Annotated in this window: 11 protein-coding genes and 1 tRNA gene; 8 read left to right on the top strand and 4 right to left on the bottom strand. The window is 70.0% G+C overall.

The window, feature by feature from the left end:
- Positions 1 to 10: 10 nt before the first annotated feature.
- Entirely contained in the window at positions 11 to 430 is a 420-nt protein-coding gene (locus tag D3869_RS11895; protein WP_137140211.1) for a secondary thiamine-phosphate synthase enzyme YjbQ, read from the bottom strand.
- Between the two features lie 92 nt (positions 431 to 522).
- Here D3869_RS11895 and D3869_RS11890 point away from each other — a divergent pair, with 92 nt between their 5' ends.
- The 3 genes from D3869_RS11890 (at position 523) to D3869_RS11880 (ending at position 1,961) form a co-directional block, all read left to right on the top strand.
- Positions 523 to 966, top strand: a complete 444-nt coding sequence (locus D3869_RS11890; RefSeq protein ID WP_014239881.1) for a CoxG family protein — start codon at positions 523 to 525, stop codon at positions 964 to 966.
- Between the two features lie 119 nt (positions 967 to 1,085).
- A complete protein-coding gene (locus D3869_RS11885; protein WP_137140210.1) occupies positions 1,086 to 1,712 on the top strand; it encodes a nitrogen fixation protein NifQ in 627 nt (208 codons plus the stop codon).
- Positions 1,713 to 1,875: 163 nt separating this feature from the next.
- Positions 1,876 to 1,961, top strand: a tRNA-Tyr gene (locus D3869_RS11880).
- Positions 1,962 to 2,048: 87 nt separating this feature from the next.
- On the opposite strand, the gene D3869_RS11875 is transcribed toward D3869_RS11880, so the two are convergent.
- The 3 genes from D3869_RS11875 to D3869_RS11865 form a co-directional block, all read right to left on the bottom strand.
- Positions 2,049 to 2,411 carry a hypothetical protein gene (locus D3869_RS11875; RefSeq protein WP_137140209.1) on the bottom strand — a complete coding sequence of 121 codons (363 nt, stop codon included), beginning with the start codon at positions 2,409 to 2,411 and terminating at the stop codon, positions 2,049 to 2,051.
- Positions 2,412 to 2,419: 8 nt separating this feature from the next.
- A complete protein-coding gene (locus D3869_RS11870; RefSeq protein ID WP_137140208.1) occupies positions 2,420 to 2,824 on the bottom strand; it encodes a response regulator in 405 nt (134 codons plus the stop codon).
- A 212-nt stretch (positions 2,825 to 3,036) separates the two neighbouring features.
- Complete coding sequence (locus D3869_RS11865) at positions 3,037 to 3,417, bottom strand: hypothetical protein (protein WP_137140207.1); 381 nt, start codon at positions 3,415 to 3,417, stop codon at positions 3,037 to 3,039.
- Positions 3,418 to 3,960: 543 nt separating this feature from the next.
- On the opposite strand from D3869_RS11865, the gene D3869_RS11860 reads away from it, so the two are divergent.
- The 5 genes from D3869_RS11860 to D3869_RS11840 all read left to right on the top strand — a co-directional run bounded on the left by D3869_RS11860 (position 3,961) and on the right by D3869_RS11840 (position 21,463).
- Entirely contained in the window at positions 3,961 to 5,400 is a 1,440-nt protein-coding gene (locus tag D3869_RS11860) for an ATP-binding response regulator (protein WP_137140206.1), read from the top strand.
- A gap of 82 nt (positions 5,401 to 5,482) precedes the next feature.
- The gene (locus D3869_RS11855; protein WP_137140205.1) at positions 5,483 to 6,895 is read left to right on the top strand and encodes a cytochrome c; all 1,413 of its coding nucleotides are present in this window, start codon (positions 5,483 to 5,485) and stop codon (positions 6,893 to 6,895) included.
- Between the two features lie 17 nt (positions 6,896 to 6,912).
- Positions 6,913 to 7,410 carry a (2Fe-2S)-binding protein gene (locus D3869_RS11850; RefSeq protein ID WP_137140204.1) on the top strand — a complete coding sequence of 166 codons (498 nt, stop codon included), beginning with the start codon at positions 6,913 to 6,915 and terminating at the stop codon, positions 7,408 to 7,410.
- Positions 7,410 to 9,668 (top strand): xanthine dehydrogenase family protein molybdopterin-binding subunit, encoded by a 2,259-nt coding sequence (locus tag D3869_RS11845; protein ID WP_137140203.1) that lies wholly within the window; start codon positions 7,410 to 7,412, stop codon positions 9,666 to 9,668. Before D3869_RS11850 ends, D3869_RS11845 begins: the two co-directional genes overlap by 1 nt.
- Positions 9,669 to 10,174: 506 nt before the next feature.
- The gene (locus D3869_RS11840) at positions 10,175 to 21,463 is read left to right on the top strand and encodes an Ig-like domain-containing protein (protein ID WP_175426448.1); all 11,289 of its coding nucleotides are present in this window, start codon (positions 10,175 to 10,177) and stop codon (positions 21,461 to 21,463) included.
- The last annotated feature ends 41 nt before the right edge of the window (positions 21,464 to 21,504 follow it).

The following is a 21,504-nucleotide window of genomic DNA, read 5'->3' as shown; positions in this document are numbered from 1 at the left end:
CGCCTTTCCCTCATTCGCCCAGCAGATGCAGCGCCAGGGTCCGCTCGTGGGGCCGGCGACGGTGCTCGAACAGGTAGATGCCCTGCCAGGTGCCCAGCGCCATCCGCCCTTCCAGCACGGGAACGGAGAGCTGCACCGTGGTCAGCGCGCTGCGGATGTGGGCGGGCATGTCGTCCGGCCCTTCCAGGATGTGGTCGTAGAGCGCCGGGCCTTCCGGCACCAGCCGCTTGAAGAAGCGCTCCAGATCGCCGCGCACGCTCGGGTCGGCGTTCTCCTGGATGACCAGTGAGGCCGAGGTGTGCCGGCAGAAGACGGTCAGCAGACCGGTCTCCATGCCCTGGGCGGCGACCCAGCGGGCCACCGGCTCGGTCACCTCGACCAGGCCCTGGCCGTGGGTGTGGGTGGTCAGCGTCGTGACGGCCTGCCGCATGTTTGTCGCCCTCCGTGCTCGATTGCGCGCCTTGGAAGCGGGTCATCCATACACCAAATCGCTTGGCGTTCCCGACCAACAACAGGTGATCCATGGAACTGAACGGCCAGTACCGGATTCCGGCGGCGCGCGAGCGGGTCTTCACCGCGCTCTGCGATCCTGCCGTGCTGCAACGCTGCATCCCGGTGCTGGAGGAGATGGACCGGCTGTCGCCCACCGAATACACCGCGCGCGTGCGCGCCACGGTCGGGCCGCTGAACGCGCGCTTCGCCGGCAACGTCCGGGTGGCGCCGGAGGACGCGCCGCGCTTCTACATCCTCTACGCCGAGGGCAAGGGCGGCCTCGCCGGAGCGGTCAAGGGCGAGGCCCGCATCACGCTGGAGGAGGTGGACGGCCACACCCATCTGTCCTTCACCCTCGCCGCGGCGCTGGGCGGGGCCGTCGGGCGGCTGGCCGTCAAGCTGGTCAAGGCCAAGGCCGACCGCGTCATCGACGGCTTCTTCGAGCGCTTCACGGCGGAGGTCCTGAACGGCTGAGGCGGGCGCCGGGCAGGCTCCGACAACGCACCCGCAAAAAACCACTTCGCAGTTGCGGGAATTTGATCCACCATCATGGTCATGACCGAACAACCCCCCGATGCGGGAGTTCGCCGACCATGATTGCCGACATCGCCGTTCCTGCGGCCTTCCCGCTCCACCCGCCCGCCGACGCCCTGGACGGCGTCCCGGATGGCCCGGCCCTCGACCGGCTGCTGTTCAGCCGCATCGTCGGGCTGGCCGCGCAGCATCCCGGCGGCGTCACCGCCTCCCTGGGGCTGGCGCGCGAGGCGCTGGCCGAGCTGATCCGGCGGCACGCGGCGGGCTTCGCCCATCTCCTTCCCACCCTGCCGGACCACAGCGGCGAGGACGCCATCGAGGAGGAGGACCTGCGGGCCTTCCTGCTCGACCACCGCGCCGCCGGAACGGTTGAGGAGGAATGGCTGGCCGCCATCGTCGCCCGCCGCGCGCTGGGGCCGAACCATCTCTGGCAGGACATGGGCTTCGCCAACCGGCGGGAGCTGAACGCCATGTTCCGGCGCCATTTCCCGTCGCTGGTCGCGCTGAACAGCGGCGACATGAAGTGGAAGAAGTTTTTCTATCGCCAGCTCTGCGAGCGCGAGGGGCTGATGCTCTGCAAGTCCCCGAACTGCGAGGTGTGCGATGATTTCAGCGCCTGCTTCAGCGCGGAGGACGGCGACCCGCTGAGCACCCTGGCCCGGGTGGCCCGTGGCGAGGGGGCCTGAACGGAGGAGCCTGAACGGAGGTGCCTGAACAAAGATGCGCTGCCGGTGAAGAAAGCCGCTTGACCGGAGCGCCGTCACCCGTTAGATAACGCCACCCGCCGGACGGAAGGCCAAGCAAGGCCCGATGAACGGCAGGTCTCCGATGGTCGCGTCAAGCATCAGCGGAAGGGTGGCCGAGTGGTTAAAGGCAGCAGACTGTAAATCTGCCCGCGTAAGCGTACGCTGGTTCAAATCCAGCCCCTTCCACCATCTGACGCGGCCGGTTCATGACAGGGTCATGACCGGCCGTTTCCTTTTCCAGCCAGTGTCGAATTGTCGGCGCGTCAGCGCGCCATATCAACGCGGCTGCGCTCCCAGATCCTCGAAGGTCAGGCCCTTGTCGGTGCGGGTGAAGCGGCCCTTGCCGTTGACGGTCATCGCCGTCGCGCCCGGCTGCGGCGCGAAGGTCGCCGCGTAATAGCAATCATACTGCTTGTCGTCCGGCTTCGGGGCTCCGTTGCGGTATTTGGTGTCGACGCAGCCCTGCTTGCGGAAGCCCTCGAAGCCGCGGAAACCGCCCTGCCCCTGGCCGTCCAGCGCCCGCTTGGTGTGCGTTTCCACCAGCCTGCGCATGTCGGACTCGCCCGGCTCCCCCGAACAGGCGGCCAGCGGCAACACCGCCAGGCCGCACAGCACCACCCGCCGCACCGCGCGCCCCATCCTCGTCCTCATTTGCCGGCCAGCAGGCGGTCCACCCGCTCCTTCAGGGCGCCGAAGGACGGCGGCTTCACGACGAAGCCGTTGACGCCCAGGGACATGGCCTTCTTCACGATTTCGGATTCCGTGTGATTGGTCAGGAAGACCACCGGCGTGCGGCGGTTCCGCACCTCCGCGCTGGCCCGCAGTTCGGCCAGGAACTGAAGGCCGGACACCGGCTTCATGTCGATGTCGCAGACGATCACGTCGGGGGTGGTGCGGATGCATTCCCGCATGCCGGTCTCCCCGTTGTCGGCCTCGGCGATCGAGCGGAAGCCGATCTGCGAGAGGATCTGCATGATGGTCCGGCGCACGAAGGGCTGATCTTCGATGACCAGGATGCTGTACTGCCCGTAATCGACCGGCTTCCGGTCCATCGCCGCCCCCCTTTGCCAGAACTGGTGGGACCAGCCCATGGTCATACAGTCGAACACTGATAAAGGGAGTCCGCCCAACGGGCAACCAAAGGACGGTTACAACTTTTAAAGAATGTTGGATTTGTTCGAACGGGGCACGGCGACGGGCCGCGCGAAACCGCACGGCCCTTGGCTCCCCGCATGGATCGAGGCACGCACGTCCCCGCCGCGTCCTAGCGCCGGCTGGTTCCCTGCAACCCCAGGAGGGTGGAGATCACACCGGCGACGAACCGGCGTTCCGGGTGCAGTTCATGCACCGCCACCGCCCGCCCGGCAAAGGACAGCGCCGCCTTCGCCATGCCCGCCGGGTCCGGGCAGGGCTCGCCGTCGATGCGGAAGCGGGTGACGGTCTTGGTCAATTCGTGCATCGCCGTCAAGGGCGGGATGCACATCAGGAAACGGGCGCTGGCGATCGGCGTGAAGCCGCAGCGCTCGAACATGGTCTGAACCGTCACCGGATCGCCCTCCGGCCCTTCGGTCCCGACCTGATAGCGAAGCAGCCGCTGCGCCCGCTCCTCCACCGCCTCGGACCAGCCGGCGGTGGCTGTAATCATGGGGTTGATCAAAACCTGCCTCCAAATGCACCAGCCACGGGCCGCGCAGGCGCCAGGGACGTTAGATTGTTCGTCGAACGAACAAGGTCAAGAAACATCCCGTATGGTGGAAACCTGCATCCGTTTGCGCACGAAGCAACCGTCGTGCCAGCGGACAGGAACACCCGCGCAGGACCGCCCGGCCTCACCGTCGACCTCCGGCATCACCTTGAAACTCCACCTGGTTGGCCTGTGGCGCCCGTGTCGACACCGGAACGGCGCCCTGGGAGTCAACAGACCGGCGACCGTTCCGGTGCCGTTGGTGTGCGTTCCGCCGCGCACAGGACACGCCACATGCGCGGCAATCCGCCACTGTTTTGGGCACCGCGTGTCGCCGCTCCGCAACCGACACCCTGAGGGCGATCATCGTGTTCCCGGCACGCGTGCGAATCGTCGTCCGCCCGAAAACATTTCCTGTTCTGCGCTGTTGTGACCTGACGTACGTGGATTCATGAGCCGGACATTGTTTTGCGGCGGTGAGCGGGGGCCATCGTGGAGACATCCATGCCAAAAGAAAAACCGGATTCGGAGAAACCGGACAAAATTCAGCCGACCAACGGCGAGGGGTTGCGGGAATGCCTGGGGGCTTTGAACCGCAACCTCTCCGAAGGGCTCCGCACCGCGGACCGCCTGCAGCGCGACGCCAGCCGCCTCGTCCAGGAAAGCGCGCGTCTGGCCGCCGAGCTGGTCGAGCAACGCCGCGAGATGGGCCGGCTTCGCGACCGGCTGCACCACGCCGAGGACAGCCGCGCCGCCCGGGAGGAGGAACTGCGCCGCGCCCAAGAGGCGGCGGAGCGCGCCGACCGGGCCAAGGCGCGTTTCCTGACCGCGGCCAGCCACGACCTGCGCCAGCCGATCCAGGCGGCGGCGCTCTACGCCCACATCCTGCGCGGCGCGGTCGGCGCCAACCCGGCGGCGAGGGAGGCGGCGGACCTGCTCCAGGCCTCCATCGACAGCCTGAGCGACATGCTGAGCGGCCTCTTGGACCTTGCCCGGCTGGAGGCCGGCGCGGTGGACGTCGCTGTCACGGAGTTCCGCCCCGACGCGCTGATGCGCCGCTTGGCCCAGGAGTTCCGGGAGAGCGCGACCAGCGAGGGGACAAGCCTGCACGTCCATCTCTGCGGCGTGACGGTGCGGACCGACGCGCGGCTGCTGGAACGCATACTGACCCACCTGCTGTCGAACGCCATCCGGCACGGCGGAGGGAACGGCCGGCGCGTCCTTCTGGGCTGCCGGCGGCGCCCCGGCGCGGTGGAGTTCCAGGTGTGGGACGACGGTCGGGGCATTCCCCCCGACGCCCGCGCCGCGATCTTCGAGGAGTTCCACCAGCTCGACAACCCGGAGCGCAGCGCGGCCAAGGGTTTCGGCCTCGGCCTGCCGCTGGTGGCCCGCACGGCGCGGCTGCTCGGCCTGACGCTGGACCTGCGGTCGCAGGTCGGGCGGGGCACGGTCTTCACGGTCACGGTTCCGCGCGCCGAGGTTCTTTCCGACTCCGACCGCCGCCTGACCGCCGCCGCCCGCGCCATGGCGGCCGCGGCCACCAGCGCGGCGGCGACGGCATCCCCGTCCGACCGGATAAAGGGCCGGCGGGTGCTGCTGGTGGAGGACGACGAGCGGGTGCGCCACGCCATGACCATGCTGCTGAAACGCTGGGGCGTTCGGGTGACCGCCGTCAGCTCGGCCGAGGAGCTGGCCGACCGCCTGCCCCGGCTGCGCAGCCGCCCGCACGTCGTCCTCGCCGACCACCGGCTCCCACGCGGACAGACCGGCCGCACCGTGGCGGAGTTGGTGCGGCGCCGCTGGGACGTCCCGGTCGTCATCATCACCGGTGATACGGCGCCGGAGCGGCTGCGCGAGGCCCGCAACATCGGCTGCCGCCTGCTGCACAAGCCGGTGGAGCCCGGCGACCTCGCCGCCACGCTCGACGACGTCATGGAAGGGTGAGCGTCCAGAACCATTGCCCGCTCCGCCTGTTCGCATCGGGGGAGGAGCGCGCATGGGGCGGTGGAGGATACGGCGTGGGCTGATGGGCGGAGCCGCCGTTCTGCTGGCGCTCGGCGCCGGGGCGGCCGCCTGGGCATGGGAGGCGGCGATCCCGCCGCAGCCGCGCCCGGCGGCGGACTCCTTTCCGGCGGAGCGGGTGGCGGAAGGGGCGCGACTGGCGGCTGTGGGGAACTGCATCGCCTGCCACACGGTGCCGGGCGGACGGTCCTTCGCCGGGGGACTGGCCCTGCCGACGCTCTTCGGCACCATCCATTCCACCAACATCACGCCCGACGAGGACACCGGCATCGGCCGCTGGAGCGAGGCGGCCTTCGCCCGCGCCATGCGGCGCGGGGTGGACCGCGACGGGCGGCACCTGTACCCCGCCTTCCCTTACGACCATTACACGCGGGTCAGCGACGCCGACAACCGCGCGCTCTACGCCTATCTGATGACCCGCACCGCGGTGCGGGCGGAGGCGCCGGCCAACGCTCTGCCCTTCCCGCTGAACATTCGGATGATGGTCGCCGGGTGGAAGCTGCTCTACTTCCGCGAGGGCGCTTTCACCCCGGACCCGGCCAAGACGGAGGTCTGGAACCGCGGCGCCTATCTGGCGGAGGGGCTGGGCCATTGCGGCGCCTGCCACAGCCCGCGCAACGCGCTGGGCGCGGTGGACGAGGGTCGCGCCTGGGCCGGCGGCGAGGCCGAAGGCTGGACCGCCTACCCCATCAACCAGGACTCCCCGGCGCCCGTCCCCTGGACGGCGGACAGCCTGGCCTTCTACCTGCGGCACGGCTGGCACCCGGCGCACGGCGTGTCGCGCGGGCCGATGGCGGAGGTCACCGGCAACCTCGCCGGGCTGCCCGACACCGACGTGGCCGCCATCGCCGCCTACGTCGCCGACCGCATGGGCACTCCCAGCGCGGAGCGCCGGCGCCGCGGCGAGACCCTGCAAGCCCTGGTTCCGCGCCTCACCGCCGACGCCGGGACGCCGCCGGGCGCCAGCCTGCCCGCCGCCGACGGTCTGACCCGGCCTCCCGCCGCGGGCTCCGGGGGGGCCGCGCCCGGGGTGGACGAGCGGGGCGAGGCGATCTACCGCACGGCCTGCGCCACCTGCCACGAGTCCGGACGGCCGCTGCCGTTCGGCGGGCTGCCCTTCGCGCTCAGCACGGCGGTCCAGGCGGCGAACCCGCAGAACATGGTCAACGTCACGCTGTTCGGCCTGCCGCCCGGCGACGGCACCGTCAGCGCGGTGATGCCGGCCTTCGGCGGCGCGCTGTCCGACGCCGACATGGTGGCCCTGCTGCGCTATCTGCGCGGCCGCTTCAGCGAGCAGCCGCCATGGGACGGGCTGGAGCGGCTGGTGGCCGACACGCGCAGCGGCGCGCGCCACGTCGCCGTCCGCCCCGCCGACGGCATCGAACGGGCGCCGCGGAACGTCGGCGCCGCGGACTGATTTCAACGGAGCGCATCATGGCGATCGACCTCACGGTGAACGGCACCCCGCAGCGGGTGGAGGCGGACCCGGACACGCCGCTGCTCTACGTGCTGCGCGACGATCTGGGGTTGAACGGGGCGAAGTTCGGCTGCGGGCTCGGCCAATGCGGGGCCTGCACGGTGATGGTGAACGGGCGCGCCGTGCTCTCCTGCGTCACGCCGGTGCTGCTGATGCAGGGGCGCGCCGTCACCACGGTCGAGGGGCTTGGCACCGCCGAGGCTCCCGGCCCCATGCAGCGCGCCTTCATCGAGGAGCAGGCGGCGCAATGCGGTTACTGCATCCCCGGCATGATGATGCGGGCGCAAGCTCTGCTTCAGGAGCGGCCGGACGCCGACGACGCCGCGATCCGCCGCGCTCTGGAGTTCAACCTGTGCCGCTGCGGCACCCACATGCGCATCCTGCGCGCCATCCGCCGGGCCGCCGACACCATGCGCCACGCGGAAACCGGCAAGCCTGACGGGAGGGCCGGCTGATGAGCGATCACATTCCCTTCCATCCGTCCTCCTTTCCCCTGACCCGGCGCGGCCTGCTGGCCACCGGCGGCGCCCTGGTCGTCACCGTGTCGCTGTCCCGCCCTCTCCTCGCCCAGACCGGCGGCAGCACCCAGCCCGCCAAACCCGCGCCGGGGAGCCTCGCCCAGACGCCCCGGCTCGACGCCTGGGTCCGCATCGGCGCGGACGGCGCCATCACCGTCTTCACCGGCAAGGCCGAACTCGGCCAGGGCATCCGCACCGCCCTGCTCCAGGTCGCGGCGGAAGAGCTGCGCGTCCCGCCCGCCGCCATCACGCTGGTCACCGCCGACACCGCCCGCACCCCGAACGAGGGCTACACCGCCGGCAGCCAGTCCATGCAGAACAGCGGCACCGCCATCCGCGCCGCCGCCGCCCAGGCCCGTGCCCTGCTGGCGCAGGAAGCGGCGCGGCGCCTCGGCGCGCCGGCCGGCGCGCTGGGCTTCGCCGACCGGCGGGTGACGGCGCCGGACGGACGGGCGCTCGACTACGGGGAGCTGGCCGCGTCGCTCGACCTGACCGTGGAGGTGCCGGCGGACGCCCCGCTGACCGCGCCGGACCGCCTGTCGGTGATGGGCAGGCCGCTGCCCCGTGTCGACATTCCCGCCAAGGTGACCGGCGGCGCGGCCTATGTGCAGGACCTGCGGCTGGAGGGCATGCTGCACGCCCGCCTCGTCCGCCCGCCCAGCTCCGCCGCCCGGCTGACCGCACTGGACAGCGCCGGGGTGGAGGCGATGCCGGGGGTGGTCGCCGTGCTGCGCGACGGCGAGTTCCTCGCCGTGGTGGCCGACAAGGAATACCGGGCGGTCAAGGCGATGCGCGCCCTCGCCGCCGCCGCCCGCTGGGAGGAGACGGCGACCCTGCCGGGCGACACCCCGATCCCCGACCTGCTGCGCGGGCTGGAGCGTGAGGTCGGCACGGTGGACGCCAAGGGCGAGGCCGGCACCATCGCGGAGGGCCCACGCAGCCTGCGCGCCCGCTTCACCCGCCCCTACCAGCTCCACGGCTCGATCGGGCCGTCCTGCGCCGTGGCGGTGATGGCCGAGGACGGGCTGACCGTCTGGTCGCACACCCAGGGCGTCTATCCCGACCGCAATGCCATCGCCGCGATGCTGCGCCTGCCCCTGGAACGGGTGCGGGTGATCCACACCGAGGGGTCCGGCTGCTACGGCCACAACGGCGCCGACGACGCGGCGGCGGACGCCGCTCTGATCGCCAGCAAGCTGCCCGGCCGTCCCGTGCGGGTGCAGTGGATGCGCGAGCAGGAGCATGCCAACGAGCCCTATGGCCCGGCCATGATGATCGAGGCCGCGGCCGCCCTGGACGGGAGCGGGCGGATCGAGCGCTGGACCTTCGACGTCTGGTCCAACACCCACACCACCCGGCCCGGCGGGGCCGGCGCCCTGCTGGCCGCCCGCCATCTGGCCAACCCCTTCCCGGCGGAACCGGCGGCGATGCAGATCACCCCCGCCGGCAACGGCGACCGCAACGCCATCCCGCTCTACGCCATTCCCAACACCCGCGTCCTCTGGCATTTCCTGCCCGACATGCCGCTGCGGGTGTCGGCGCTGCGGTCGCTCGGCGCCTACGCCAACGTCTTCGCGCTGGAAAGCATGATGGACGATCTGGCGCTGCTGGCCGGGGCCGATCCCGTGGAGTTCCGCCTGCGCCATCTGGACGACCCGCGCGCCCGCCGGGTGGTGGAACTGGCGGCGGAGCGCTTCGGCTGGACGGGCGCCGCGCCGGCGCCGGGCTTCGGCCACGGCTTCGCCTTCGCCCGCTACAAGAATCACGCCGCCTATCTGGCGCTGGCGGTGGAGCTGTCGGTGGACCGCGGCAGCGGACGGGTGCGGATGACCCGCGCCACCGCCGCCATCGACAGCGGCGAGATCGTCAACCCCGACGGCATCCGCAACCAGACGGAAGGCGGGATCATCCAGGCGATGAGTTGGACCCTGTTCGAGCGCGCCGCCTGCGACGACACCCGCGTCACTTCGGTGGACTGGGCCAGCTACCCCATCCTGCGCTTCGCCAGCGTGCCCGATCGCATCGACGTCCACATCGTCGAGCGGCCCGGCGACCCCTTCCTCGGCACCGGGGAGGCGGCGCAGGGACCGACCGCCGCGGCCATCGGCAACGCCATCCGCTCGGCGACCGGCCGGCGCCTGCGCGATCTGCCCTTCACCTCCGACCGGGTGCGGGAGTCGACCGCCTCCGGATAGCGCTGGTTCAGAAAAAAATTCCCGCAATTTCTCTGATGAATAGAACGAAGGGCTTGGCACCTTCGAGCGAAGAGCCGTGGAAGCCCAACCCAGGGTAGGCGGCCGCGCCGCGCTTCATCGTTGCATCGTGCCAAAATGCGCGGAGCAGAAAACCAAGGGTGTCTCTTGCCAACGAAACTCTCTTTTCCGCCATCCTTACTGATGAAACGCAGGATGTCTTGCGATGTTACAAAATAAAAACCAATCAATTCATGACTACATTGGCAATCACCCAAAGATTAACGATACATTAATGCAGCGGATGACACGATATGCCGCAATATGTAACATTAGAATGACGATTTATGCTTGCTATCGACAATAAATCCTCTGTGTCAAATGCAGTGATCTGGCGTCGTCTTCATTGACCCGGACGTCCGGTTTTGGGTATGTCAAATCAAAGGAAGTACCCATTTCTTTCGAGATGTGGCTACTTCGGATTGCGCCCCATTCAGGAAATGTCCGCCATGACCGAAGCGTCCGCCGCCCCCACCACGCGCGTCACCACCTCAGGTCGCTTCCCCCGCACGGCAAGCGAGATCGCCGTCATCGACACCGCCCTCGACGGTTGGCGGGATCTCCAGGCGGGCCTTCCCTCCGGGATGGAGGCCGTCCTGATCGGCGAAGGCCGCGACGGTGTGGCGGCAATGGCGGAGGCGTTGGCCGGGCGTCACGGCATCCGGGCGCTCCATGTGCTGTGCCACGGCTTCGAGGGCGGTCTGCAGCTCGGCACGGCGCGGCTCGACGAAGCGGCGCTGACCGTGCGCACCGCGGAACTGGCGGCCATCGGCGCCTGCCTCGCGGACGATGGCGACATTCTTCTGTACGGCTGCAACGTGGCGAGCGGCCATGGCGAGTCGTTCCTCGACGCGCTGGCCGGCATCACCGGCGCCGCCATGGCGGCGTCCCGGACCCTGACGGGTGCCGCGGAGTTGGGTGGCGATTGGGATCTCGCCTGGACGCGCGGCACGGTGCGGGCCGAAGCCCTGCGGATCGACCGGTATCGCGGGGTTTTGGCCGCACCGTTCTTCGATAAAGCGGTCGCCTACACCGGCGAGAACACCATCACCCTCATCTACGACGACAGCCTGGACAGCACGAGCAACCCGCTGCTGACTCATTTCGTGGCGACCGACGGCACCGTGAGCGCGGGCACCGGTTCCATCCTGCTCAACGGCATCGCGGTCCCCCTGATCAGCGCCGTGGTGTCCGACAAATACGTGACCCTCACCGTCGGCCACCAGTTCCAGCTGAACGACAGCATCGCCTTCCGCTACGAGGACCCGGCGGGTGACGACGCGACCGGCGTCATCCAGGCTCCCTACGGCTTGGACACCTTTTCGGTGGACGTCTCCGTTACGGTCCTGTCCTCCCGCCCTCCGGCATTCGTCTCCTCATCCGCGCAAAGCGGAGGCAACAAGGTCGTCCTGTCCTTCGATCAGGCGCTGGATGAAAACAATCCCCCGTCCATCCAGCAGTTCTTCGGCTCCTCGTCGACGTCGGGACAGATTCGCATCAACGGCGTCTACTACACTGTTTCCGGCGTCGACGTCATTGGCAGCAACGTCATCGTTGAGGTCGGCAACGGCTACATCTTCCAAAGCGGGGATTCGGTCTCCCTCCGTTATTACGACGGGGACACCGTGGACAGCACCACGGCCATCCAGAACCAGGCCGGCGTCGATATTCCGGATTTCAGAACCAGCTTCACGGTTCAACTCCATGCCCCCACGTTGAGCGCCGCAGGCGGCACGCCGACCTACAGCGGTTCCCAGACGCAGCCCCTGTTCTCATCAGCCACGGCCAGCACCAACGACAGCGGGCAGATCTTCACCGCCATGACGGTCACCGTGACCGGCATGCTGGATGGCGCCAACGAAGCGTTGTACTTCACCGTGCCCGGCATGATGGGTCCGCTGGAACTCTACCTGGTCGACGGCGCGTCCCACTTTGTGGACCCCGTGCAGATGAGCGCGACAAGGGTCACCGGGACGGTGTCCGTCAGCAACGGCACAGCGACCATCAGAATCTCCGGCATGGCCCTGTCGGATGCCGAGATGGCCTCGCTCATCAACGACATCACCTATTACAACGCGGCCGGCACTCCATCCAACGGCCAGCGCATCATTGCCGTCACCGGCCTCACCGACGACGGCGGCAGCGTCGACACCGGCGACATCACCGGCGTTTCCGCAGCCATCAACATTGGTGCGCCGGCTTCGAGCCTGCCTACCCTGACGGCGACGAGCACCGCGCCGACCTTTGCTCAGAACAATCCGCCCGTGGATCTGTTCTCCGGCGTGTCCGCCGACACCAACGACATCGGACAGGTCTTCACCAGCGTGACCCTGACGGTCACCAACGTCGTCGACGACGAGTGGCTGTCCCTCACCGGCGTCATGCCCATTTCCCTGACCACCAACGCCGCCGGGACGCCCGTGACGGCGCCGACGCTGACGGGGGCGGTCCTCACCACGTCGTACAGCGGAACGACGGCGACCGTCACCCTGAGCGGATTCAGTCTCACCGGCACCCAATTGGCGGCGCTGATCGACGGCATCGCCTACGTCAACTCCGGCGACACCGTCAACGGCATCGTCACGCCCGGCAACCGCGTCGTCACCATCACCAGTGTCACCGATGACGGCGCCAGCAACAACACCGCCACCCTCACCGGCGTCTCGACCACCGTCAACGTCGCCGGGCCGACCGCGCCAACCGGGCCGACCGCGCCGACGCTGGCGCTCACCACGGAGAATCCGGTCTTCCAGGGTGGCAACGGCAGCGGTGGATTTGACCTCTTCGATTCGGTGACGGCCTCGACCGTCGACAGCGGACAGACCTTCACCGGCATGGTGTTGACGGTCCACAACATCATCGGGCCCGGCTTCGACAATTATCTTACGATCGGCGGCTTCTCCATTCCGCTCTCCTCGGGTTCGGGCGCGTTCGGCAACGGCAACTACACGGTTTCGCTGGTCAACGGCGTTGCCACAGTGACGCTGAGCGGAATGTCGCTCAGCAACAGCGACATGGGCGCGTTGATCGATGGCATCAGCTACAAAAACACCTACGGGATGCCATTCATCAACAGCCCGGTTCCGAACTCGCAGTTCGGCCTGAGCGAAACACGCCCCATTGTCCTGCGCTCCATCACCGACAGTGGAACCTCCAACAACGTCACCGAGATCAATCAGGTCGCCACCGTGGCGATCAATCTCCAGGACGTTTCCCTCCCCAACGTCACGGTGACCCCGGACAACCCGACGGCCAACTTCTCGGCGGGCACCCCAACCCAGGTTTCGTTCACGGTGACCACCCCCGCCCTGACACTGGTCGGGAGCACGCTTCATTTCAATGTCGCCACACCGTTCGGCTGGACGGTCTCGAACCTCAAGCTGGACGGCGTCCCCAATGGCGGTCTCTCGGGGGTCATCGCGCAGGGAACCTACACGCTGACCTTCGACGTGATGTCGGCCGGCACGGACACCTCCGGCGCGTTCCCCCTCAGCATCTATGCGTCGTACGACGGCTTGACCCCCGCGGCGGTGATCTCGTCCGGGTCCGTGATGGTGAACCTCGCTCCGCCCGCGCCGGTGCTGCAGAGCGCGGCGGTGGACGGCACGACGCTGGTGCTGACCTACGACATGGCGCTGGACTCCGCCAACCCGCCGGCGGCCGGCGCCTTCACCGTGACGGCCGGCGGCAGCCCGGTCACCGTCAGCGGCGTCGCCGTGGACAGCGCGAACAAGACGGTGACGCTGACGCTCGCCCAGCCGGTCGCCTTCAACAGCGCGGTCACCGTCTCCTACACCGATCCCAGCGTGGGCGACGACGTCAACGCCGTTCAATCCGCCTCGGGCGGCATCGATGCCGCGACCATTGCCGGCCAGCCGGTCATCAACAACACGCTGGACCCGAACGGCACCCCGCCCACGCTGGCGCTCACGCCGGTCGACGGTTACGCCTATGTCGTGGCGAGCAACCCCATCTTCGACCTGTTCAATGGCGTCAGCGCCTCCACGATGGACAGCGGGCAGACCTTCACCGGCATGGTGCTGACCGTCCACAATGTCGCGGGAACCGGCAGCAACGAATTCCTGACGATCGCCGGAACCGACATCACGCTGAGCAACGGAACCTCGGGCAGCTTCACCGGCGGCAACTACGCGGTGACGCTGGTGAACGGCGTCGCCACGGTGGCGATCAGCGGCATGGCGCTGAGCAACAGCGCGATGAACACGCTGATCGACGGCATCGCTTACAAGACCACATCGACGACGATCACCAGCCTTGCCCAATATCGGCCGGGCCTCAGCGAAACGCGCCCGGTCGTCCTGCGGTCCATCACCGACAGCGGCTCGGCCAACAACACCACCGAGGTGAACAAAGTCGCCACGGCGTCCTTCGGCACGCAAATCTCCACCTTCGGAACCGTGTCGGTGACGCCGGACAACCCGACGGCCACGTTCATCGCCGGTACCCCGACCCAACTTTCCTTCACGGTCAACATACCGTCTCCGATCGTGCTGATCGGCACCTCGGTCTACTTCGATGTCGCCGCTCCCGCCGGTTGGACAATCGCAAATCTCAAGCTGGACAACCAACAGAACGCGCTTTTGACCGGCATCTTCCCGGTCGGCACCCTGACGCTGACGTTTGATGTGACGGCGTCTGGAACAGACACCACCGGCGTTTTCCCCATCAGCATCTTCGCGTCGCAGGACGGGATACCCAATCCCACGTTGGCGGCGTTTTCGTCCGGATCCGTCATGGTGACGCTCGCCCCGCCCGCCCCGGTCCTGCAAGGCGCCGCGGTCAACGGCACGTCGCTGGTCCTGACCTATGACGTCGCGCTGGACGCCGTGAACGGCCCGGGGGTGGGCGCCTTCGAGGTCAAGGTCGGCGGCACCACGGCCACCGTCTCCGGCGTCGCGGTGGACAGCGCCGCCAAGACGGTCACTCTGACGCTGGCCCAGGCGGTCCAGCACGGACAGACGGTCACCGTCAGCTACACCGATCCCACCAACGGCAACGACGCGGCGGCGATCCAGAACGCGAGCGGCGGCGCGGACGCGGCCAGCGTCACCAACCAGTCGGTGACGAACAACACCCCGGACACGACGCCGCCCTCGATCACCAACGTCACCATCCCCAACCAGCCGGCCCAGGTCGGCGACACGGTGACGGTGACGATCACCGTGGCCTCGGACAGCGACACCTACACGCTGGGCAACGGCAGCACGGTCAACGGCTTCGCGCTCGCCAACCTGACCAAGGTCAGCGCCACCACCTACACCGCCACCTTCACCGTCACCGCCGACGGCCTGCGCACCGGCAATCGCGCCGCCGGCGACGACATCCCGGTCAACATCGTCCTGGTCGACGGCGCCAGCAACGCCAACACCCCCTACACCACCCCGATCAGCCAGACCAACGACCGCATCGACACCGACGCCCCGCCGGTCCTGGCCGTCCCCGCCACCCCGCCGACGCTGGTCGACACCGCCGCCGCCGACAGCTTCCCGCTGATCGACGGCCAGCTCTCCGCCACCGACCTGGAAGGCGGCACGCTGACCTACTCCCTCGCCGGATCCCAGGCCTCCCCGGTCCAGCACGGCAGCGTCACGCTCAGCAACGGCGTCACCTACGACACCTGGTCCACCGGCCCGGGCGGCACCGCCTACGTCAACAGCCAGACCGGCCACTACGCCTACGTCTTCGACGCCGCCTTCCTCAACGGCGTCCCCGCCGGGCCGATGCAGGGCACCAGCACCTTCACCGTCTCCGACGGCAACCGCACCGTCTCCCAGCAGCTCACCCTCAACTTCTCCGGCGCCAACGACAGCCCCATCCTGTCCAACGACGCCCGCAGCCTGACCACCATCGACCAGGGCATCGCCGACGCCGCCAACACCGGCACCACCGTCACCGCCCTGCTCGCCTCCGCCGGCACCGCCAGCGACGCCGAGTACGACAGCCCCGTGCCGATGGTCACCGTGCTCCCGCTGGGCATCGCCGTCACCGGGGTGACCAACACCAACGGCACCTGGCAGTACAAGGTCGGCAGCGGCGCCTGGACCGACATCCCCACCGCCTCGTCCAACGGTTCGGCGCTGCTGCTCGCCGGGTCGGACCGCGTGCGCTTCGTGCCGAGCGGCTCGGGCTTCACCAACACCGACACCGGCGGCCTGACCTTCAAGGCGTGGGACCGCACCAGCGGCACGGCCGGCGCCACCGCCGACACCACCACCGCCGACGCCTTCAGCGCGGGCAGCGCCACCGCGACGATCACCGTCGACGCCGTGCCGACCCTGACCGCGACCGGCGGAGCCAAGACCTTCGGCGTCGGGGTGGACAGCGCCACCACCAGCCTGTTCAGCGGCGTGGCGGCCTCCACGGTGGAGGCCGGGCAGAGCTTCCGCGGCGCGGTGTTCACGGTCAGCGGCGTGGTCGACGCCACCGAGGTCCTGACCATCGGCGGCACCGACGTCGCCCTGACCAACGGCGCCACCGCCACCCTGAGCGGGCTGGGCGCCGCGGGCGGCAACGCCGGCGTGAGCGTGTCGGTGGTCGGCGGCGTCGCCACGGTGACGGTCACCGGCCTGGAGCGCAACGACGCGCAGATGAGCGCGCTTCTGGGCGGCGTCACCTACAAGAACACCAGCGCGTCGGCGACGCTGGGCGACCGCACGGTGGCCGTCGCCAGCCTGACCGACAGCGGCGGCGCCACCGGAGCCGCGACCATCTCCGGGGTCAGCGCGGTGGTGAGCGTGGCCGACGTGACGCCGCCGGCGGCTCCGGTGGTCACCAGCGCGGCGCTGACCAACAGCGCCACGCCGACCCTGGCCGGCACGGCGGAGGCGGGCAGCACGGTGACCGTCACGGTGGGTGGGGCGACCTACACCACGACGGCGACGGGCGGAAACTGGTCCATCAACCTCGCCACGGCGACGCCGGCCTCCGGCGTGCTGAACCTGAACGCCAACGGGACCAACGCGGTGTCCGTCACCGCCAAGGACGCGTCCAACAACACGTCCACCGCCGGCACCCAGACGCTGACGATCGACACCACGGCGCCCAACGCTCCGGCGGTGACCAGCGCGGCGCTGACCAAGAACGCCACCCCGACCATTGCCGGCACGGCCGAGACCGGCAGCACGGTGACGGTCACCGTCGGCGGCGCCACCTACACCACGACGGCGACCAACGGGACGTGGAGCCTCAACCTCGCCACCGAGACGCCGACCGCCGGCTCGCTCAGCCTCAATGCCAACGGCACGAATGCCATCTCGGCCACCGCCACCGACGCGGCCGGCAACGTCTCTTCGGCCGGCACGCAGACGCTGACCATCGACACCACGGCGCCCAACGCGCCGTCGGTGACCAGCGCCGCGCTGACCAACAGCACGACCCCGACCATTGCCGGCACGGCCGAGACCGGCAGCATGGTCACCGTCACGGTGGGTGGGGCGACCTACACCACGACGGCGACCAACGGGACCTGGAGCCTCGACCTCGCCACGGCGACGCCGACCGCTGGCGTGCTGAACCTCAACGCCAACGGCACCAACCCGGTGTCGGCGACGGCGACCGACGCGGCGGGCAACAACTCCACGGCCGGCACGCAGACGCTGACCATCGACACCACCGCGCCCAACGCCCCGGCGGTGACCAGCGCGGCGCTGACCAAGAACGCCACCCCGACCCTCACCGGCACGGCCGAGACCGGCAGCACCGTCACCGTCACGGTGGGCGGTGCCACCTACACCACGACGGCAACCAACGGGACCTGGAGCCTCAACCTCGCCACCGAGACGCCGACCGCCGGCTCGCTCAGCCTGAATGCCAACGGCGCCAACCCGGTGTCGGCTACCGCCACCGATGCGGCCGGCAACACCTCGACCGCCGGCACGCAGACGCTGACCATCGACACCACGGCGCCCAACGCGCCGTCGGTGACCAGCGCGGCGCTGAGCAACAGCACGACCCCGACCATTGCCGGCACGGCGGAGGCGGGCAGCACGGTGACCGTCACGGTGGGTGGGGCGACCTACACCACGACGGCGACCAACGGGAGCTGGAGCCTCAACCTCGCCACCGCGACGCCGGTCTCCGGATCGCTCAGCCTGAACGCCAACGGCACGAATGCCATCTCGGCGACGGCAACCGACGCGGCGGGCAACGTCTCTTCGGCCGGCACGCAGACGCTGACCATCGACACCACCGCGCCCAACGCGCCGGCGGTGACCAGTGCGGCTCTGAGCAACAGCACGACCCCGACCATTGCCGGCACGGCGGAGACCGGCAGCACCGTCACCGTCACAGTGGGTGGGGCGACCTACACCACGACGACGACCAACGGGACCTGGAGCCTCAACCTCGCCACCGCCACTCCGGTGACCGGCACGCTGAGCCTGAACGCCAACGGCGCCAACCCGGTGTCGGCCACCGCCACCGACGCCGCCGGCAACGTCTCAGCGCCGGGCACGCAGTCGTTGACCATCGACACCACGGCGCCCAACGCGCCGGCGGTGACCAGCGCCGCGCTGAGCAACAGCACGACCCCGACCCTCACCGGCACGGCGGAGGCCGGCAGCACGGTCACCGTTACGGTGGGCGGCGCCACCTACACCACCACCGCCACCAACGGCAGTTGGTCCATCAACCTCGCCACCGCGACGCCGACCGCCGGCTCGCTCAGCCTGAATGCCAACGGCGCCAACCCGGTGTCGGCCACCGCCACCGACGCGGCCGGCAACACCTCGACCGTCGGCACGCAGTCGCTGACCATCGACACCACGCTGCCCAACGCCCCGGCGGTGACCAGTGCGGCGCTGAGCAACAGCACGACGCCCACCCTCACCGGCACGGCGGAAGCCGGCAGCACCGTCACCGTCACGGTGGGTGGGGCGACCTACACCACCACGGCGGCCAACGGGACGTGGAGCCTCAACCTCGCCACGGCCACTCCGGTGACCGGCACGCTGAGCCTGAACGCCAACGGCGCCAACCCGGTGTCGGCCACCGCCACCGACGCCGCCGGCAACGTCTCAGCGCCGGGCACGCAGTCGCTGACCATCGACACCACGGCGCCGAACGCGCCGGCGGTGACCAGTGCGGCTCTGAGCAACAGCACGACCCCGACCCTCACCGGCACGGCGGAAGTGGGCAGCACGGTGACCGTCACGGTGGGCGGTGCCACCTACACCACCACGGCGACCGGCGGAAACTGGTCCATCAACCTCGCCACGGCCACTCCGGTGACCGGCACGCTCAGCCTCAACGCCAACGGCGCCAACCCGGTGTCGGCTACCGCCACCGACGCGGCGGGCAACACGTCCACCGCCGGCACGCAGTCGCTGACCATCGACACCACGCTGCCCGACGCCCCGGCGGTGACCAGCGCGGCGCTGAGCAACAGCGCGACCCCGACCCTCACCGGCACGGCGGAGGCCGGCAGCACGGTCACCGTCACGGTGGGCGGCGCCACCTACACCACCACGGCAACCAACGGGACCTGGAGCCTCAACCTCGCCACCGCGACGCCGACCGCCGGGTCGCTGAGCCTGGACGCCAACGGCGCCAACCCGGTGTCGGCCACCGCCACCGATGCCTCCGGCAACGTCTCGGCACCGGGCACCCAGACGCTGACCATCGACACCACCGCTCCGAACGCCCCGTCGGTGACCAGCGCGGCGCTGACCAACAGCACCAGGCCCACCCTCACCGGCACGGCGGAAGCCGGTGCGACGGTCACCGTCACGGTGGGTGGGGCGACCTACACCACCACCGCCACCAACGGCGGCGCCTGGAGCCTCAACCTCGCCACGGCCACACCGGTGACCGGCACGCTCAGCCTCGACGCCAACGGCATGAACACCGTCTCGGCCATGGCGACCGACGCGGCGGGCAACATGTCCTCGGCCGGCACCCAGTCGCTGACCGTCGACACCACGGCCCCCACCGCCACCGTGCGGTTCGAGGACGACAGCATCGACGCCATCGAGCAGTCCAGCGCCGCCTTCACCATCAGCGGCGGCGAGGCCGGGACCGCCTTCACCTGGACGATCACCTCGGCCGGCGGCGGCCAGGTCACCGGCAGCGGCGTGATGAGCGGACCGACCGCCCAGGTGACCGGGCTCGACCTCTCCGCCCTGGGCGACGGCACCCTCACTCTGACGCTGGGCCTCACCGACCCGGCGGGCAACGCCTCGGTCCCCGTCACCGCGACGACGCAGAAGCTCACCGCCACCGTGGAGAAGCCCGCCCCCGTCGCCCCGCCCCCGGTCGCCACCGTGGACGGCGCCACCGTCAGCGGCGCGGTCACCACCGGCAGCGACGGCAAGCGCGTCACCACCGTGACCATCGCGGCCAGCAACGAGGAGCGAGTGGAGGACAGCAACACCGCCAACGCCGACCTCGCCGACGTGCCGGTGGTGCGCGAGCAGGTGGTCGATCGGCAGACCGGCCAGGTCTCGACGATGACCACCCTGACGGTCAGCGTCTCCACCGGCGTGGCCGTGACCACCAGCGGCAGCGCCGAGCGGCAGACCGCCGCGGAGGCCCAGACCGGGGTGGCCGGGCTGATCGCCGCCATCGAGGCGCGCACCGACGCCGGCACGGCCTCGCGCGGCAACCTGACCGGCGGCGGCGACAGCTTCCTCTCGGTGCTGTCGGCCCAGGCCCAGCTTCTGGTGCGCGCCATCGACTTCAGCGCGCCGGGGGTGGCCGCCGGCCAGGCGGTGCAGACCAAGGTGACCGGCAACACGCTGGGCGGCACCGGGGTGGCCAGCACGGCGCCGACCGCGGTGGTGCTCAACACCACGGCGCTGGCCGGGGCGGTGACCATCCAGCTCGACAACGTCGAGTTCGCCGCGGTGGTCGGCAACGCCACGCTGGTCGGCGGCGACGGCGAGCAGATCGTCTACGGCGACGACCACGAGCAGTACATGTACCTGGGGGCCGGCGACGACATCCTGCACGGCGGCGGCGGCAACGACACGATCGCCAGCGCCGGCGGCAACGACACGCTGTACGGCGACGAGGGCGACGACGTGGTGATGGGCGGCGAGGGCGACGACTGGCTGTTCGGCGGCGAGGGCAACGACCTGGTCGGCGGCGGGGTCGGCAACGACGCGCTGTTCGGCGGGACGGGCCGGGACATCCTGTTCGGCGAGGCGGGGGACGACACGCTGACCGGCGAGGAGGGCGACGACACGCTGTCCGGCGGGGCGGGCAACGACCTGCTGTTCGGCGGGTCGGGCCACGACTTCCTGATCGGCGACGACGGCGACGACACGCTGAGCGGCGGCGACGGCAACGACGTGGCGCTGGGCGGGGCGGGGCGCGACCTGATCGGTCTCGGCGCGGGCGACGACCTGGCCAGCGGCGGCGACGGCGACGACACGCTGTTCGGCGAGGCGGGCAACGACACGCTGTTCGGCGGGGCGGGCAACGACCTGCTGAACGGTGGGGCGGGCAACGACGTGCTGTTCGCCGACGGCGGTGCGGACACGCTGTGGGGCGGCGCCGGGGCGGACGTCTTCGCCTTCGGACGCAACTCGGGCGGGTCGGTGGTGATGGACTTCCAGGCCGGGGTCGACCGTCTGGCGCTCTACGACGCCACCATGGACCTCGGCGCGGTGATCCGCTCGGCCCGGGTGGAGGGCGGCAGCACCACCCTCGACATCGGGGCGGGCAACCGCATCACCATCCTCGGCCAGACCGGCAACGTCGCCGCCTGGTTCGGCTGAGGCGGGCATAACGCCAGACGGAACGGCGGGTGCCGGGGCCT

The organism is Azospirillum brasilense (assembly GCF_005222205.1).
GTDB classification, from domain to species: Bacteria; Pseudomonadota; Alphaproteobacteria; order Azospirillales; family Azospirillaceae; genus Azospirillum; species Azospirillum brasilense_G.
The sequence above is the reverse complement of the archived record's forward strand: the minus strand, read 5'-3'. Positions and strand labels throughout refer to the sequence as shown.

Coding starts and splice junctions, on each gene's coding strand:
- D3869_RS11855 (WP_137140205.1), top strand. CDS start 5,483: ATGGGCGGAGCCGCCGTTCTGCTGGCGCTCGGCGCCGGGGCGGCCGCC.
- D3869_RS11895 (WP_137140211.1), bottom strand. CDS start 430: ATGCGGCAGGCCGTCACGACGCTGACCACCCACACCCACGGCCAGGGC.
- D3869_RS11870 (WP_137140208.1), bottom strand. CDS start 2,824: ATGGACCGGAAGCCGGTCGATTACGGGCAGTACAGCATCCTGGTCATC.
- D3869_RS11845 (WP_137140203.1), top strand. CDS start 7,410: ATGAGCGATCACATTCCCTTCCATCCGTCCTCCTTTCCCCTGACCCGG.
- D3869_RS11890 (WP_014239881.1), top strand. CDS start 523: ATGGAACTGAACGGCCAGTACCGGATTCCGGCGGCGCGCGAGCGGGTC.
- D3869_RS11865 (WP_137140207.1), bottom strand. CDS start 3,417: ATGATTACAGCCACCGCCGGCTGGTCCGAGGCGGTGGAGGAGCGGGCG.
- D3869_RS11850 (WP_137140204.1), top strand. CDS start 6,913: ATGGCGATCGACCTCACGGTGAACGGCACCCCGCAGCGGGTGGAGGCG.
- D3869_RS11875 (WP_137140209.1), bottom strand. CDS start 2,411: ATGGGGCGCGCGGTGCGGCGGGTGGTGCTGTGCGGCCTGGCGGTGTTG.
- D3869_RS11860 (WP_137140206.1), top strand. CDS start 3,961: ATGCCAAAAGAAAAACCGGATTCGGAGAAACCGGACAAAATTCAGCCG.
- D3869_RS11840 (WP_175426448.1), top strand. CDS start 10,175: ATGACCGAAGCGTCCGCCGCCCCCACCACGCGCGTCACCACCTCAGGT.
- D3869_RS11885 (WP_137140210.1), top strand. CDS start 1,086: ATGATTGCCGACATCGCCGTTCCTGCGGCCTTCCCGCTCCACCCGCCC.